The organism is Pseudomonas sp. CGJS7, from assembly GCF_036961695.1.
Map to the genome: position 1 here is coordinate 21609 of NZ_JBAMDI010000031.1, position 14591 is coordinate 36199.

The 14591-nt window shown below is 66.9% G+C and carries 17 protein-coding genes; 9 read left to right on the forward strand and 8 right to left on the reverse strand.

Annotated features, from left to right (window positions below):
* Positions 1-2 precede the first annotated feature (2 nt).
* Positions 3-920 carry a glycerophosphodiester phosphodiesterase family protein gene (locus V7787_RS19535; RefSeq protein ID WP_336089177.1) on the forward strand — a complete coding sequence of 306 codons (918 nt, stop codon included), beginning with the start codon at positions 3-5 and terminating at the stop codon, positions 918-920.
* 45 nt (positions 921-965) lie between these two features.
* On the opposite strand, the gene V7787_RS19540 is transcribed toward V7787_RS19535, so the two are convergent.
* Complete coding sequence (locus tag V7787_RS19540; RefSeq protein ID WP_336089178.1) at positions 966-1850, reverse strand: LysR family transcriptional regulator; 885 nt, start codon at positions 1848-1850, stop codon at positions 966-968.
* Between the two features lie 124 nt (positions 1851-1974).
* Between V7787_RS19540 and V7787_RS19545 the strand changes: the two genes are divergently transcribed.
* From V7787_RS19545 to V7787_RS19565, 5 genes are read left to right on the forward strand one after another with little or no spacing between them, the layout of a single operon-like run.
* Positions 1975-2352 (forward strand): YybH family protein, encoded by a 378-nt coding sequence (locus tag V7787_RS19545; RefSeq protein ID WP_336089179.1) that lies wholly within the window; start codon positions 1975-1977, stop codon positions 2350-2352.
* A gap of 10 nt (positions 2353-2362) precedes the next feature.
* On the forward strand, positions 2363-3349 hold the full coding sequence (locus V7787_RS19550) for a zinc-binding dehydrogenase (protein WP_336089180.1): 987 nt from the start codon (positions 2363-2365) through the stop codon (positions 3347-3349).
* A 52-nt stretch (positions 3350-3401) separates the two neighbouring features.
* Positions 3402-3893, forward strand: coding sequence for a YybH family protein (locus tag V7787_RS19555; protein WP_336089181.1), 492 nt, complete (start codon positions 3402-3404; stop codon positions 3891-3893).
* Positions 3894-3903: 10 nt separating this feature from the next.
* Positions 3904-4293, forward strand: coding sequence for a DoxX family protein (locus V7787_RS19560; protein ID WP_336089182.1), 390 nt, complete (start codon positions 3904-3906; stop codon positions 4291-4293).
* A gap of 19 nt (positions 4294-4312) precedes the next feature.
* A complete protein-coding gene (locus V7787_RS19565) occupies positions 4313-4747 on the forward strand; it encodes a hypothetical protein (protein WP_336089183.1) in 435 nt (144 codons plus the stop codon).
* On the opposite strand, the gene V7787_RS19570 is transcribed toward V7787_RS19565, so the two are convergent.
* The 3 genes from V7787_RS19570 to V7787_RS19580 all read right to left on the reverse strand — a co-directional run bounded on the left by V7787_RS19570 (position 4734) and on the right by V7787_RS19580 (position 8630).
* Positions 4734-6590 (reverse strand): DUF885 domain-containing protein, encoded by a 1857-nt coding sequence (locus tag V7787_RS19570; RefSeq protein ID WP_336089184.1) that lies wholly within the window; start codon positions 6588-6590, stop codon positions 4734-4736. The two genes, V7787_RS19565 and V7787_RS19570, sit on opposite strands and share 14 nt — an antisense overlap.
* A gap of 184 nt (positions 6591-6774) precedes the next feature.
* The gene (locus V7787_RS19575) at positions 6775-7218 is read right to left on the reverse strand and encodes a nuclear transport factor 2 family protein (RefSeq protein ID WP_336089185.1); all 444 of its coding nucleotides are present in this window, start codon (positions 7216-7218) and stop codon (positions 6775-6777) included.
* Positions 7219-7316: 98 nt separating this feature from the next.
* Positions 7317-8630, reverse strand: coding sequence for a hypothetical protein (locus V7787_RS19580; RefSeq protein ID WP_336089186.1), 1314 nt, complete (start codon positions 8628-8630; stop codon positions 7317-7319).
* Positions 8631-8911: 281 nt separating this feature from the next.
* On the opposite strand from V7787_RS19580, the gene V7787_RS19585 reads away from it, so the two are divergent.
* The 3 genes from V7787_RS19585 to V7787_RS19595 all read left to right on the forward strand — a co-directional run bounded on the left by V7787_RS19585 (position 8912) and on the right by V7787_RS19595 (position 10757).
* On the forward strand, positions 8912-9346 hold the full coding sequence (locus V7787_RS19585) for an NIPSNAP family protein (protein WP_336089187.1): 435 nt from the start codon (positions 8912-8914) through the stop codon (positions 9344-9346).
* 66 nt (positions 9347-9412) lie between these two features.
* Positions 9413-9868: an Rrf2 family transcriptional regulator gene (locus tag V7787_RS19590; RefSeq protein WP_336089188.1), complete on the forward strand. Its 456-nt coding sequence runs from the start codon at positions 9413-9415 to the stop codon at positions 9866-9868.
* Positions 9858-10757: an NAD(P)/FAD-dependent oxidoreductase gene (locus V7787_RS19595; protein WP_336089189.1), complete on the forward strand. Its 900-nt coding sequence runs from the start codon at positions 9858-9860 to the stop codon at positions 10755-10757. The genes V7787_RS19590 and V7787_RS19595 overlap by 11 nt, the downstream gene beginning before the upstream one ends.
* 84 nt (positions 10758-10841) lie before the next feature.
* Here V7787_RS19595 and V7787_RS19600 read toward each other — a convergent pair whose 3' ends face one another.
* The 4 genes from V7787_RS19600 to V7787_RS19615 all read right to left on the reverse strand — a co-directional run bounded on the left by V7787_RS19600 (position 10842) and on the right by V7787_RS19615 (position 14578).
* Positions 10842-11789 carry a hypothetical protein gene (locus tag V7787_RS19600; RefSeq protein WP_336089190.1) on the reverse strand — a complete coding sequence of 316 codons (948 nt, stop codon included), beginning with the start codon at positions 11787-11789 and terminating at the stop codon, positions 10842-10844.
* Positions 11790-11955: 166 nt separating this feature from the next.
* On the reverse strand, positions 11956-12849 hold the full coding sequence (locus tag V7787_RS19605) for a LysR family transcriptional regulator (RefSeq protein WP_336089191.1): 894 nt from the start codon (positions 12847-12849) through the stop codon (positions 11956-11958).
* 92 nt (positions 12850-12941) lie between these two features.
* The gene (locus V7787_RS19610; RefSeq protein WP_442965324.1) at positions 12942-13709 is read right to left on the reverse strand and encodes a cysteine hydrolase family protein; all 768 of its coding nucleotides are present in this window, start codon (positions 13707-13709) and stop codon (positions 12942-12944) included.
* Between the two features lie 134 nt (positions 13710-13843).
* The gene (locus V7787_RS19615) at positions 13844-14578 is read right to left on the reverse strand and encodes a hypothetical protein (protein ID WP_336089192.1); all 735 of its coding nucleotides are present in this window, start codon (positions 14576-14578) and stop codon (positions 13844-13846) included.
* Positions 14579-14591: the final 13 nt, after the last annotated feature.

Below are 14591 nucleotides of genomic sequence, written 5' to 3' on the forward strand. Positions count from 1 at the left end.
GCATGCAACGGTTATTCAAGACAGTTTTGTTCGCAGGCCTGGCGTTCGCCGCCAGCGCTCCCGCCCTCGCCCACGAGCTGCAGCGGCCGTGGATCGTGGCCCATCGCGGCGGCGCCGCCGACGCGCCGGAAAACACCTTGCTGGCGATCAGCAGCGCGCTCAGCAACCGCGCCGACGCGGTGTGGTTGACCGTGCAACTCAGTTCCGACGCGGTGCCGGTGCTGTACCGGCCTCAGGACTTGTCGGCGAACACGCCCGGCCGCGGCCCGGTCTCGGCGTTGACCGCCGAACAGCTGACCCAGCTCAATGCGGGCTGGAATTTCGCCACGCCCGGCAGCAATCCGCCGAGCTATCCGTATCGCGACAAACCCACGCCGATTCCGACCCTGGAACAAGCGCTCAAAGCGATTCCGGCGAACATCCCGGTGATCCTCGACCTCAAATCGCTGCCGGCGCCGCCGCTGGTGCAAGCGGTGGCCAAGCTGATCGAACAACGCCAGGAATGGAACCGCACTTTGTTCTATTCCACCGACGCGCCCTTCAACGTGGCTTGGCAGGATTACCCGAAAGCCCGCAGCTTCGAATCGCGCGATGCGAGCCGGCAGCGCCTGCTGACCGTGGCATTGGAGCAACGTTGCGATCAGGCGCCCGCGGCCAAGACCTGGACCGCGTTCGAATGGCGCCGGCGTCTGGACGTCACCGAAACCTTCACTCTCGGTGTCGGCCTGTCGCCGATCCCCGCCGCGACGCTGTGGACGCCGCAGGCGGTCGCCTGCTTCCGTTCGGCGCATCGCGATGTGCGGATCCTGTTTATCGGCGTGGATACCCAGGCCGATTACCAGCAAGCGGTCGCGCGCGGCGCTAACGCGGTACTGGTGAATTCGCCGGCCGCGGCGCAGACCTGGAAGGCGACGCCTTGAGCGGTGGCCCGATCGAGCCGCCCAGGCTCGATCGGGCGCGTTGCGCTACAAGCCGGACAGATCGATGAACCGCGCCCATTGGCCTTGGCAGAAATCCAGATACGCCCGGACGATGGTCGAGGGATGCCGGTGCGAGGGATACAGCAGGTTGATCTGCTGCTGCGGCAGCGGATAGTCGGGCAACAACACGGTCAAGCGCCCTTGCCTCACCGCCGAGGCGGCCAGGAACGGCGGCAATTCGGCCACCACCGCGCCGTCGAGCACGCGATGGCGCAAGTGCGCGTAATCGTTGGTGGACAGGATCGCAGCGGGCTGGATGGTCTGCTCGCCCAGACGCCAGGCGCCGCTGCCGCCGCCGACGTACCAGACCGCGCACGGAAAACGATTGAGATCTTCCGGCCGCGCCGGCCGGCCCAGCCGCTCGATCAACCCAGGGCTGGCGACCAGCACGTGGCGATACGACAGCATCAACCGCGCCACCATCGCCTCGTGCGCGATCGCGCCGACCCGCAAGGCCACGTCGATGCCGTCCTCGATCAAGTCGACCCGACGGTCGGTGGTGTAGACCTGCAGATCGATATCGGGATAGCGCTGCTGGAACGCGGACAACAAGTCCCACCACGGCTCGAACGAAGGCGGCAGCGATAAACGCAGCCGGCCGCGCAACCGGGCCTGATCGCTGACCACCGCCTGCTCGCCGTCGAGCAAGGCCTCGATGCCGCGCCCGGCGTGCTCGTACAACCGCGCGCCCGCCTCGGTCAGGCGGGTGCCGCGCACCGAGCGTTCGAGCAGATCGACCCGCAACTGCCGCTCCAACTCGCGAATCCGCCGGCTCAGGGTCGGCAACGCAATGCCCATGCGCTCGGCCGCCGCCGACAGGCTGCCGGCCTGAACCACGCTGACGAACATCTGCACGGCGTTGAGATCCATGCCGGTAAACCTACCATTTTTGAGAGAAGCAGTAACGCTAATAGGCATTCACTTCCGTTTATGAGCGGATGACTCTGTCGTCACCCGCTGGCCAACCCCGGCCGGCCACCCAGGAGTCCCGCTCATGAACATCCAATCCGTGCTCAAGTCCTACGAAACCGCGCTCAACGGCAACGACACCGACGCCATCGTCCAGCTCTACAGCAGCCAACCGGTGTTCATGCCGCAGAACGCGCCGGCGCTGGTCGGCCTCGGCGCGGTCCGCGCCGGCTATGAGCAGGTGTTCGCCACGATCAAGTTGAACGTGCGCTTCGCCATCCACGAGATCGAAGAAGTCGGCGATTGGGCCTGGGTCCGCACCAGCTCGGCCGGCCGCACCCGCATTCTCGCCAACGGCGCCGATATCGCCGAGGGCAACAACGAGTTGTTCGTGTTCAAGCGCGAGAACGGCGCGTGGAAGATCCACCGCTATCTGTTCGCCACCAACCAGCCGCGCGCCTGAGGCCACGCCGATGAAAGCCTATGTCATCGAACGCGCCGGCGGCCCGGAGGCCCTGCAGTTGCGCGACATCGCCTCGCCCGAGCCCGGCGCCGAGGAAGTGCAGATCCGGGTGCGCGCGTTCGGCCTCAATCGCGCCGAAGTGTATTTGCGCGCCGGCAAGCTGGGCGATATAGCCGCGCCGCGGGTGCCCGGGATCGAAGCGGTCGGCGAAGTGATTCACGACCCGTCCGGGACTTTCCGGATCGGCCAACGCGTGGCCACCGCGATGGGCGGGCTGCAGTTCGCCCGCAACGGCAGCTACGCCGAGCAGGCGACGGTGTTGCGCGACAACCTGATCGCGGTGGACGGCATCGACCTGCCCTGGGAAGAACTGGCGGCGTTGCCGCAAGCCTATCTCACGGTGTGGGGCGCGCTGGACAAGCGTCTGGGCATCCGTCCGGGCCAGACCTTGCTGGTGCGCGGCGCGACCTCCTCGGTCGGCATGGCCGCGGTGGCCTACGCCAAGGCGCGCGGGCTCAAGGTGATCGCCACCACCCGCTCGACCGATAACGGTTTGCGTCTGCGCGACATCGGCGCCGACGAAATCGTCGTCGATAGCGGCGAGATCGCCGGCAGCGTGCGCGAGATCGCTCCGGCCGGCGTCGATGCCGCGCTCGAAGTCGTCGGCGCATCGAGCGTGCGCGACACCCTCAAGACGCTGCGCCCGTTCGGCGCGGCCAGCGTGATCGGCCTGCTCGGCGGCCCGCCGTCGCTGGAACGGCTGCATCTGATGCTCGATCTTCCCGGCGCGAGCGCGCTGAGCTTCTTCCCCAGCGGCTTGCTGGGCACGCCGGCCTTGCCGCTGCGCGACAGCCCGTTGGCGTGGATCGCCGGCGAGATCGCCGCGCGACGGATGCCCTCGCTGCGCAGCGAAACCTTCGAGTTCGACCAAGTGCGGCGCGCGCACAGCGTGATGCAAGCCGATCGCGCGCTCGGAAAACTGGTGGTCCGGGTATGACCCGGACCGACCCGACTCGATCCCTTTCGACCCGACTCCACAGGAGACTGTCATGAACAAGTTCGCTCATCGTTTTTCGCTGACCGCCGCGGTCTTGGCCGCGCTGCTGCCGCTGTCGGCGCTGGCCGCGCCGAACGCCGACGACACGGCCAAGGCCGCGGTCGCCGCGCAGCTCGACCGCTATCAACTCGCGCTCAACGCCTCCGACCTCGACAGCGTCATGACGCTGTACGCCGACGACGCCGTGTTCATGCCGCAAGGCCAGTCGCCGGCCGCCGGCCGCGACGCGGTGCGCGCCACCTATCGGCGCATCTTCGACGCGATCAAGCTCGACGTCCGCTTCAGCGTCGACGAAATCCGCTTGCTGTCGAAGGACTGGGCGTTCGCACGCACCCGCTCCAACGGCAGCGTCCGCGCGGTCGGCGGCACCGCGCCGGCCCATGCCGAAGCCAACCAGGAACTGTTCCTGCTGCGGCGCGGCGCCGACGGCCAGTGGCGCTTCGCCCGCTACATCTTCTCCACCACCGCAAGCCAGCAACCCTGAGGATCCAGCCATGAACGAAAAAGTCGCAACCCCGGCATTCGCCGTCGCCCGCGTGCTGATGGCGCAGGTCTTCATTCTGTCCGGCCTGTCGAAGATCGGCGCGGCCGATGCGATACGCGGCTACATGGAAGCGATGCACGTGCCCGGCGCATTGCTGTGGCCGACCATCGCCTTCGAGATCGGCGCCGGCCTGCTGATAGTATTGGGCTACCGCACCCGAATCCTGGCCTGGCTGCTGGCCGGCTTCTGCGTCGCCACCGCGCTGATCTTTCACCATCAATTCTCCGATCAGATGCAGATGACCCACTTCCTCAAGAACATCGCCATGGCCGGCGGCTGGGTGTTGCTCGCCTGCGTCGGCGCGGGGCCGCTCAGTCTGGATGCGCGGCGCGGGCGGTGATCGATCACCATCCAAGCCTATGACTAACGAAAAGTGGGAGTTCTCGGTCGCGCGCCATGTCGTCTTTGTCGACGGCTACCTCGACGCTGTCGGCCGTACGCTCAGCACGGACACCGAGTTGTGGTGCTTGTGGACGCGGACGGCCGAACCCGGGCAAGAGATCGAAACCGTTCTGCAAGCGAAAGTGCACGAGCAGGCGCGTATCGGCAATTGGAGCCTGGAGCTGGTGGCGCTTTGCGAACAGCTGCTCGGACTGAGCGAGCGCACGCGGCTGGGGTTCTACCTGATCGAGTACCTGCGCTGGTTCGCCGACTACACCCGCGACGCCGTGTGCTACCGCCTCACCTGCGATTTCCTGCGCAGCGACGCGGTCGCGCAATCGGTCTATCTGCTGGAGCTGGAGAACCAGCAACGGGTGCTGATCTGCGCGACCCGCTCGATCAGATCGGTTTGACGGCGCCGCGCCAGGACGCCGCCGCCGCGATCCATTCGTCCACCCGCCCCTCCAGCAGCTCGAACGGTTGCGCACCGTGGCGCAGCACCGTGTCGTGGAAGGCGCGCGGATCGAAACGCGCTCCCAGCGACCGCTGCGCGCGGGCGCGCAGGCCGTCCCAGTGGGTGCGGCCGACCATGTAGACCAGCCCCTGCGCGGGCAAGGCGCAGTAGCGATCGACGCGTTGCGCGGCCGCCGCTTCGCCGTCGCCGGCGATCGGGCGCACGTACGCGGCGGCGCGTTCGCGGGTCCAGCCTTGGCTGTGCAGGCCGGTGTCGGCGGCGGCCTGCATCGCCCGGATCTGGAACGAACGCAAATGGCCGAGCGGGCCGAGTGGGTCGTCGCCGTATGCGCCCAGCTGCGCGGCGAGGCGTTCGGCGTACAGCGCCCAGCCTTCGGTGTAGCCGCGCAGTTCGGCGATGCGTATCAACGCCGGCACTTGCACCGATTCCAGGGCGAGGCCGGCTTGCAGATGATGGCCGGGCGCGCTCTCGTGGTAGCTGTGGTTGGCCAGCTCCCAATGCGCCATCTCGGGAATGCCGTATTCGCTCAGGTACATCCGGTTCGGCTCGGAACCCACGGTGGCGCCGGGATGGAAATACTCCAGCCGCGGCGGTTGCGCGTACAGGGTCGGCCGCACGTTCGGAATCGCGCCGAACTCGCGCGGCAGGCGCGCCTGGAGATCGCGCACGCGCGCTTGCAGATCGTCGTAGCGGCGGCGCATGCCGGCATCGGTGTTGGGATAGCGGTGACGCGGGTCGCTGGCCAGGGCCCGGTAGCGCTCGCCCACGCTGCCTTGGCTCAGGCCCTGCGCGCGCAGGATCGCATCGACCTGGGCGCCGTAGTCCTCGGCTTGCTGCAGCGCCTGGCGGTGGATCTCGGTCGCGCTCATCGCGCTGCCGTTGTTCAAGCGCAGCGCCCAGGCGTAATAGGCTTCGCCGTCGGGCAATCGCGTCACCGACGGCGTGTCCACGGCTTGCGCGCGCAGGCCTTGCAGCGTGTCGATCTGTCGCTGCAACGCCGCCCGCACCGGCCCTTCGATGATGCGCGCGGCCTGCGCGGGCCGGTCGCCGTCGAGCCGCAACTCGGCGCTGCGGCGCAGCAGTTTGGCCAGCAACTCGGTGCGCGCCGGTTCGGCGTCGCGCAGTTGTCGCAGCTGCGCCAAGGTCGCATCGATGACGAACGCGGGCGGCACCACGCCTTGCGCGGCGTCGGCGCGCACGCGCTCGCTGTCCTGATCGATCGCGGCGGGCAGGGCGCGCAGTCTGGACAGCCAGGCGTCGGCGTCTTCGGCCTGGTCGATGCGGTGCACGTCGCGCAGCAGTTCGGGAATTTCGTGATACGCGCCGTTGCGCTGGCTCAAGGCATACGGCCGCGACGCGGTGGGTTGGCCGTAGCCGAACCGCTGCGCGCCCTGCACGTGCAGGGCGCTCAGGTAACGAGCGGTGTCGAGGTGCACCGCGGCGGCCGGGTCGAGCGCCGCGCGCTCGATCGCGTCGAGTTCGCGCAGGAACCCGGCTTGCTCGCGGCCGTAGCGTTCGCGCGCCGGCGCGGAGCGGTCGTCGATCCGGTGGCGGGCGTCGGCGCGTTCGGAATGATCCAGACCGAATACGCTCACGCTCTGCGGCGAGTCGCGCAGGCGCGCGCGGTACATGCGTTCGAACAGCTCGGACAACGTCGCCTGCGCGGCGTCCGCTGAGGTATCGCTGGCGCGGGCGACGGTATCGCCCGGCGTCGCGCAGCCCGGCAAGGCGGCCGCGACCGCGGCCGACAACGCGGCAAGAGTGAATTGGCGACGGTTCAAGACGGCCTCCGCAAGCGGCGAAGCGCGCGAACGGCCGGCGATGCCGACACTTGCTTCGACCGCTCCGGCGGCCGCGCCGGATCGCGCGGCCCTGCGCCGATCCTAGTGAGCCGGCCTCGGCGCGGACAACGAAAATATCCGCGCCGACCCATAAGGCGGAGTTATGCCAGCGGCGCCGCCGGCCTTATGGATTTTGCTTGGGCTTGCTGTGCCACAGCGCGTTGACGATGATCCATTTGCCGTCGAACCGGCCCATATGGAAGTAGTCGACGAACCACGGCGTTTCCAACCGCACCGAAGCCGCTTCGGCGGTGACATCGAGCACCTTGCAGCTGCGGTCCCACTGCGCCTTCGGCGTCTTCAACGCGCCCTGCCTGGTCAGCGCGACCAGTTCTTCCTTCGACATCCGGCGCAGGCCGAGCCGCTCGTACGGGGTATCGCCGATCACCTTGCGCTTGGCCAGATCCGGATGCAGCGCGCGGGCGACGCGTTCGGGATCGCCTTCGAGCTGGCCGTCGACGTAGTCGAAGCAGGTCGCTTCGATTGCGGCGAGGGTGGCCGGATCGGCCACGGGCAAGCTGGGAGCGGCCGCGCCGGCGGCGGCGAGCATTAGCGAGAACGCGGACATCATGGTCTCCGTTGCCCAATGGGTTGGACGCCATTAGCGATGATGACGGTCGCGCCCGCCAGTGCGAAAAGTCCCGGTGGATGCGTCGGCGTTGCGGTTTACTTCAAAGGCCAGACATGAAACTGCGCGTCACAGCGCTTGTCTACTTGGATCGCGCCCCAGGGCCAGAAGTCGCGCAGAACCTCCGCGTGTGGGTGGCCGAGTTTTTTGTGATGCGGATCCGAGCAGAACACATTGACGGGAGCCCCAATCGCAGCAGCCACGCCTTGATGCCAATTGTTGAGCGCTCCGTGATGCATCACTTGGAAAACGCAAGTACGCTCGATGCGATGCGGGCCGAGATAGTCGATCAAACTTTTCAAGCGCAGATCGTTATCCAGATAGCCGTCGCCGCAATACAACACAGCCCCTTTGCCAGGATCGTCGTAGAAGCATTTCCACATGCCGATCCCGTACCCCAAGTAGCCGTTGAGCCGACCTTCCGTGCGAAATCTCCCGGCGGCAAGAGGACCGCCGTACAAAAACAGGGAAATTTCATTACGCGCTTGGCCCGATTTGCCGAATGTTTTGTCGTACAGGCACTTCAACTTCGCCAGCGCGGCCTCTCTGGCCACATCGGTAGTCGCGTTAACAAGCTCGTCCGCGTCTTGGCGGGCTTGCGAAGTGAACGCCCCAGTGGCCTTGGCCCGGTGCTCGGCGTCGTTGTACGGCACAAACTCCCACAGATTCTTCAACCTCAGATTCTGCCCTTCCGCGAGCATCGCCACCGAAGCGATGGCGCCATCCGGCGGCGCCAACGCCGGGTCGCCGTCATCGCCGGATGCCGGTGGCGGATTCTCCTCGACCTCGTAATCCAGATCCCATGCGTCGGAGTCGCGCGAGGGAGGGTCCTCCGTGGCGTCCTGGTCTGGCCGGTCGTCCGGCTCGCCGCCGTCTATGGCTCGGCCGCGGCTGGGAGGGACGAACAATACTCGCCCTATTCCTTTTACGTCCGCTCCCCGCAGATATCGCACCGGATTCAGTAAGAACCGCATCAATGGCTCATCCGCCTCGGCGCCCTCGTGCAGGCCGATCAGTATCCGGTCGCATAACGGAACATACGGAAGCAGGAGAATTCCCACTTTCTTACGTTGAAGCAGCCGGACTATTCCGCTGATATGGTCCTTGTCGAAATGCGAGAGGACCACCAACCCCAAGTCCGCCTGGTCGGAGCGATCAGCGCACAAGTTACCTATCGCAACCTCGACCAGAGCTTGCTCGGAAGTAGTTCCGCAGTCGTAGACCCAGTCGAATTTTATGTTCGGCCCCATGCCCATCCAGAGCCCGTGCTGGTACTGGCCTATGTCGCCGCTGGCGAACAATCCTTGACCGACCGGATGAAACTGAAACCTTGCGCCGAATGGGTAGTCCATTGCCCGATGCTCCTGGTCTTTTAAGCGCCAACGCCGCCAGCTTCGCGGTACCATGTCCTTGCGTTCGCTTGCCCGGCATCAATCCAAGCCGGACACCCAACCCAGTACCGATTCACCCGCAGATGTTTATCAGGAAATTCTGCCGAAATCGTGCTTGGCACCTACGTACCCGACTAACGGCATGACATCGATCATGCATCTAACGACAGTTCCGCAATTTTGGTGCCGTTTTATTTGAAGCAGCGGCTTGATACACACTTCCCACCTCTCCCGGAGCCATAGTGACCGCCTCTGCTCGTCTCACCGCCGCGCCGCTGTCGTTGTGCCTGGGCCTACCCGCCGCCGCGGCCGATGCGCCGTCGGCCGTCGTCACCGACGCGCCGATCCAGCAACTGCGCATCTACGAACTGTTCGACAACAGCAAGGACCGCTTCCACGCCCGTTTCCGCGATCACGCCGCGCGGATCATGCGCCGCCACGATTTCCGCATCGTGGCGATGTGGGAAACCCGCAACGAGGACCGCACCGAGTTCGCCTATCTGCTGCAGTGGCCGGACGAAGCGACCATGCGCGATCGCTGGAAGCGCTTCATGGCCGATGAGGAATGGGCGCGGATCAAACGCGAAACCCGCACGCCCGAGCCGATCATGGGCCGGATTCAAGACCGCACGCTGCGGCCGGTGGACTACTCGCCGTCGCGCTCGTTGCTGGATTGAGCAGGCCGCAGCGCGTACGGCGGCACCACGTTGACAGCCGCGCCATCACGTAATAGTTTTAGTTACATGAAGAACCCGGAACGCCTGTCCGTCACCCTGCACGTGCTGCTGCACATGGCCGAACAGCCCGAGCGGGCGATGACATCGGAGGAGATGGCGGCCTGCGTGGGCACCCACCCGGTGGTGATCCGGCGCAGCTTCGCCGGTTTGCGCGAGGCCGGGGTGGTCCAGTCGGTCAAGGGCCACGGCGGCGGTTGGCGGCTGGCGCAGCCGCCCGACCGGCTCACCCTGGCGCAGATCCAGCAGGCCCTGGGCGAGCGGATGGTGCCGTTGGCGGCCAAGCAGCCCGAGCCGCAATGCCTGGTGGTGCGCGCGGTGATCGACGTGCTCGACGAGGCGATGCGCGAAGCCGAACAAGTGCTCGACCGCCGCCTGGCCTCGCTCACCCTGGCCGATCTGGCCGCGCACACCGAACGCCTGCACGGCCGGCGCCATATGCAAGGAGGTCGCCATGGAACATGACGTGATCGTGGTCGGCGGCGCGTTCGCCGGCCTCAGCGCGGCGCTGCAGCTGGCGCGCGCGCGCCGGCGGGTGCTGGTGATCGACTCGGGCCTGCCGCGCAACCGCTTCGCCGCGCATGCGCACGGCATCCTCGGCCACGACGGCAAACCGCCCGCGCAAATTCTCGAGGAAAGCCGCGCGCAGTTGCTCGCCTACCCGAGCGCGCGTGTGCTGCACGCCACCGCAGCGACGGCGAACCCGGTCGACGGCGGCTTCGCGGTCGCGCTGGACGGCGGCGGCGTACACACCGCCGCGCGCCTGATCCTGGCCGGCGGCATTCGCGATGTATTGCCGGCGCTGGACGGACTGCGCGAACGCTGGGGCGTGTCGGTGCTGCATTGCCCGTATTGCCATGGCTATGAAGTCGCCGACCGGCCGCTAGGCGTGCTCGCCGCGCACGCGTTGTCGGCGCACCAGGCCGCACTGATTCCGGACTGGGGCCCGACCACCTATTTCACCCAGGGCGAATTCGAACCCGATCCGGAGCAGGCCGCGCATCTGTCGGCGCGCGGGGTCAGCATCGAACGCGTGCCGGTGGTCGGCTTGCTCGGCGTCGCGCCGCAACTGGACGGCGTGCGTCTGGCCGATGGGCGCACCCTGGCGATCTCGGCGTTGTTCACCGCGCCCGCCAGCACGATGGCCAGCCCGCTGGCCGAACAACTGGGCTGCGAGTTCGAACAAGGCCCGCTCGGCCAACACATCCGCGTCGACGAATGGAAAGCCACCAGCGTGGCCGGCGTCTACGCGGCCGGCGATGCCGCCAGCGCGATGCAGAACGCCAGTCTGGCCATCGCCGCGGGCGTGTTGGCCGGCGTGGGCGCGCATCAATCGCTGATCCGCGCGCACTGAGGCCGCCGGGCGCGACGGATTGGCCGCGCCGCGGGTCCTCGCCGCCGCCGCGATGCGCGCCGCGACGGCGAGGCGGTGCCGAGGTTACGGCTTCATGTGCGGGCACTGAAGCAGTTTATCGATCTCGTTCGACAACAGATCTTCGGTGCCCTTCAACGAGTCGGCCAAGACCTGATCGCGCGGAAACACCATTTCCGCGGCGACGTTGTCCTGAACGATGCGGGCCAGATTATCCAGCGCCACGGCGATCGGATCGTGCGGGCTTTGCGCGGTGGGAATGTCGATCAGGTGCGAGTCGACCTTGGCCGGATTCATGAAGCCGCGGATGATGATCGTGTTCTGATTGCGCACCGAGGTCGTCCAGATCGAAAGCACCACGGTGTACAGATCGCGCCAGCGTTCTTCGCCGACTTCCTGGCGCCAACGCTTCATCAGCGCCGACACCGCCTCCACCTGCGCGCGCGCGGCATGGCGCATGTTGGTCTTGATGTCCTCCGCCACGCCGCCGGAGAACTTCTCGAAGCCCTTGATGCTGAAACGCTCGTCCTCCAGGCATTGGGCGATGAACTTCAGCCCGGCATCGAGAATGCGCGCGCTCGACGCGCGCGCCTCGGCCGGCAGGTCGGCGTCGTCGATATGCTTTTGCGCGTTGCGCAAGGTCGCCGCCAACTCCTTGATCGGCGCGACCCATTGCTTGGTGTCGGAGTCTTTCAGATAGGGCGCGATTACGCTGAAAATCGCCAACGGGATATGGCTGATCGATTTGACCAGCTCGAAGATCTCCGACACCGGCTGCACGCTTTGGCGAACACCGTTGTCGATCAAGGTGTACTCGCCGCCCTTGCTGTCGTTGTTGACCACGATCACCGGGTCCAACCGGGTGGTCAGGTCGGCTTTCAGTATCGCGTAGTACTTGCGCATCGCGGTATCCACCGCGTACACCGCCGTTCTCGCCCGCGCACGCGGGTCCGAGGCGAAGGCGACCATGTCGAGATCGTGGGCGTCTATGCCCTTGTCCGGTTTGTAGAACATCTGGCTATCCTTAGAAACGTTCAACGGGAGGGTCGGCTTCGCCGAGGCGAAGCCACGGTCCGCCCTGCGGCGGACCGGCGGTCCTCGCATCGGACGAAAGCAATGGGATGGACCTGCGATGCTCGGCGCTCCCCGCGCCGCACGCATCGGATTCAAGCGCGAACGATCAGTCGGTTCGGTAGTGTTCGGCCATGTGGTCGACGAAGGCGCGCAGCTTCGGCGACACGTATTGGGTCTGCGGATACAAGGCGTAGTAATGCCGCTGGCCCAAGGTGTGGGCCGGCAGCAGATGCACCAACTGGCCAGCGGCCAGGGCCGACTTCACCGTGTGCCGGGTCAATCCGGCGATGCCGGCGCCGGCCAACACCGCCGCGTACAGCGCGGCGATGGTGTCCACGCGCAAATCGCCGCGCAGTTCGATCTGACTGGGCTCGCCGCGCTCGGGCGTCAGCGTCCATTTGGCCGGCGCGCGCGCCGGCGAGAATCCGATCAAGTCGTGTTGCGCCAGTTGCGCGACCGTGCGCGGCAAGCCGCGCCGGGCCAGATACGCGGGCGCGGCGACCAGAACGATGTCGGATACGGTCAGTACCCGGGCCATCAGGCTGGTGTCGGCCAGGGTCGGGCTGATCCGCAAGGCCACGTCGAAACCTTCCGCGACGATGTCGACGTAACGGTCGCTGCACGACAAGTCCAGTTGCAGATCCGGATAGCGCTTTTGCAAGCCGGGCAACCAATCGGCCAGCTCCAGCGCGCCGATCGCCAGCGGCGCGCTGACGCGCAGACTGCCGGCGACTTTTTCCTGCTCGCCGGCGATCGCGCGGCCGGCCGCTTCCACCCGCTTGAGCACGTCCAGGCAGGCCGCGTAATACAGCTCGCCCGCCGCGGTCAGGGTGAAGTTGCGGGTATTGCGCTTGAGCAACTGCACGCCGAGCTCATGTTCGAGCTGCTTGAGTTGGCGCGAGACCGTCGAATGGGTGGTGCCGAGCCGCTCGGCGGCCGCGCTGAAGCCTCGCGCGTCGACGATACAGTGGAATATCCGCATAGCATTCAACTGATCCATGTCGGGCTCGGTCGTGGCTGTAGCTGTGGCTGATCGGGTCTGAGCGGGGCGGCGCGCTCGCGCATCGGCCGCACCGCTCAGCGGAAGCGGACTCAGCGCAGCGGCAGCGCCAGGATGTCCGCGGTGGTCATCACGTCACCGAAGGTGTCCTCGATCTCGGCCAGGGCCGCCCGGTGCAGCGAATCCTTGTCGATAGTATCGCCATCCACGCGGGCGATGGCGCGGGTGGCCGAGGCGTCGGAAGCGACCAGCACCTGATAGCCCAGCGGCGCGGCATCGCGCGCGGCGCCGGCGACGCAGGCATGGGTCATCAGGCCGGCGATCACCACCGTCTTGATCCCGCGCGCCTTGAGCTGCCGGTCGATGTCGGTGCCGGCGAATACGCTGACGTTGCGCTTCTGCACCACCGTGTCGTGAGCGCGCGGTTGCATCTTGGGGTGGAACTTGACGGTCTCGCCGTCGATCGCGAACACCGCCGATCCGGCCGGCGCGATGTGCTGGATCTGGAACACCGGCAGTTTCTGCTTGTCGGCGAACTCGATCAGCCGCTGCGCGTTGGCCATGGCCTTTTCGCCGTCGGGGATCGGCATCTTGCCGTTGAAGTACTCGTTCTGGAAATCGATCACGATCAAGGCGGTGCTGGCGCGATCCAGGCCGGTCAAGGGCGTGGCGCCGGACATCGCGCGGATGGTCGGGTTGCGCGTCGGCGCGGCGTCGGCCGCCGCGGCGTTGGCGATGCCGGCCGCGGCCAAGGCCACGCCCGCGATCAGGGCGCGCATCGCGCGCGACAAGGCGGAAGCTTGGCGAGTGCACCCGCCCGCGGCGAGTTCGAGGGTATTGGAATAAGCGAGGCTGGACATGCGCTGCACCTTGTGGGGTTATCGACAGGCGCGCAGCTTAGGTCCGCCCGGATCGGCGCAACAACGCCAGGGCGAGCACATGATTTGTTCGTGGCGTGCACAAGTCTGACGATCGCTTGCGCGCGCCGGTAGTTTCAGCTCAACGCCACCACGACGTCGCCGTTGGTTTGTTCGCCCCGCAGTATCCGCCGCGCCACCGGCGCGTCGGCGTCGATCAACTCGGCCGCGGCTGTAGTGGCCAGGAAACCGGCGCCCAAGGTCTGGCGCGGCAGGATCTCGCCTTGCCGCCACTGCGGCGGCACGGTATCGAATTGCGCGTACAACCGATGATCGAACTCGGCGGTGGCATGCACTTGCCCGTCGTGCACGTGCGCGGTCGGGAAGAACAGCGTGCGCGGATCGCGCGAGCGGAACGACAAGGCCATCGGATGCACCCGCGCATCGCCGGCGCGCAGCTGGAACACGGCGAAACCGAAACCGGCGTAGTCGGGAAACCGGTCCCAGACGCCGTCGTCGAGACGGAAGCGCGGGTCCAGACGCGCGAACGCGGCGCGCTCGGGAACGAAGGATGCGTCGAACGCGCCGACCCTGTGCACTTCGAGGCTCGCGGCGGCCGCCACCGGCCCGCCGCCGCGCGACAGGTTGGGGAAGCAGGCGTCCAGGCCGTCGAACCAGAGCGCGCAGGCCGACAGATCGATGAAACGCAGATCGCCCGGATCGCCGCCGGCGACCGGCAACGGCAGAATCATCGCCTGCTCCGTCATCGAGGCCAGCCGCATCTGGTACGCCAGGTACTGGCGGTCGCCGCGCATGCGCGCATAGATGCGGGTGTCGGAGACGTGGTCGATCGGTTGCGAGAAGATGCACATGCGGGCGGGTCCA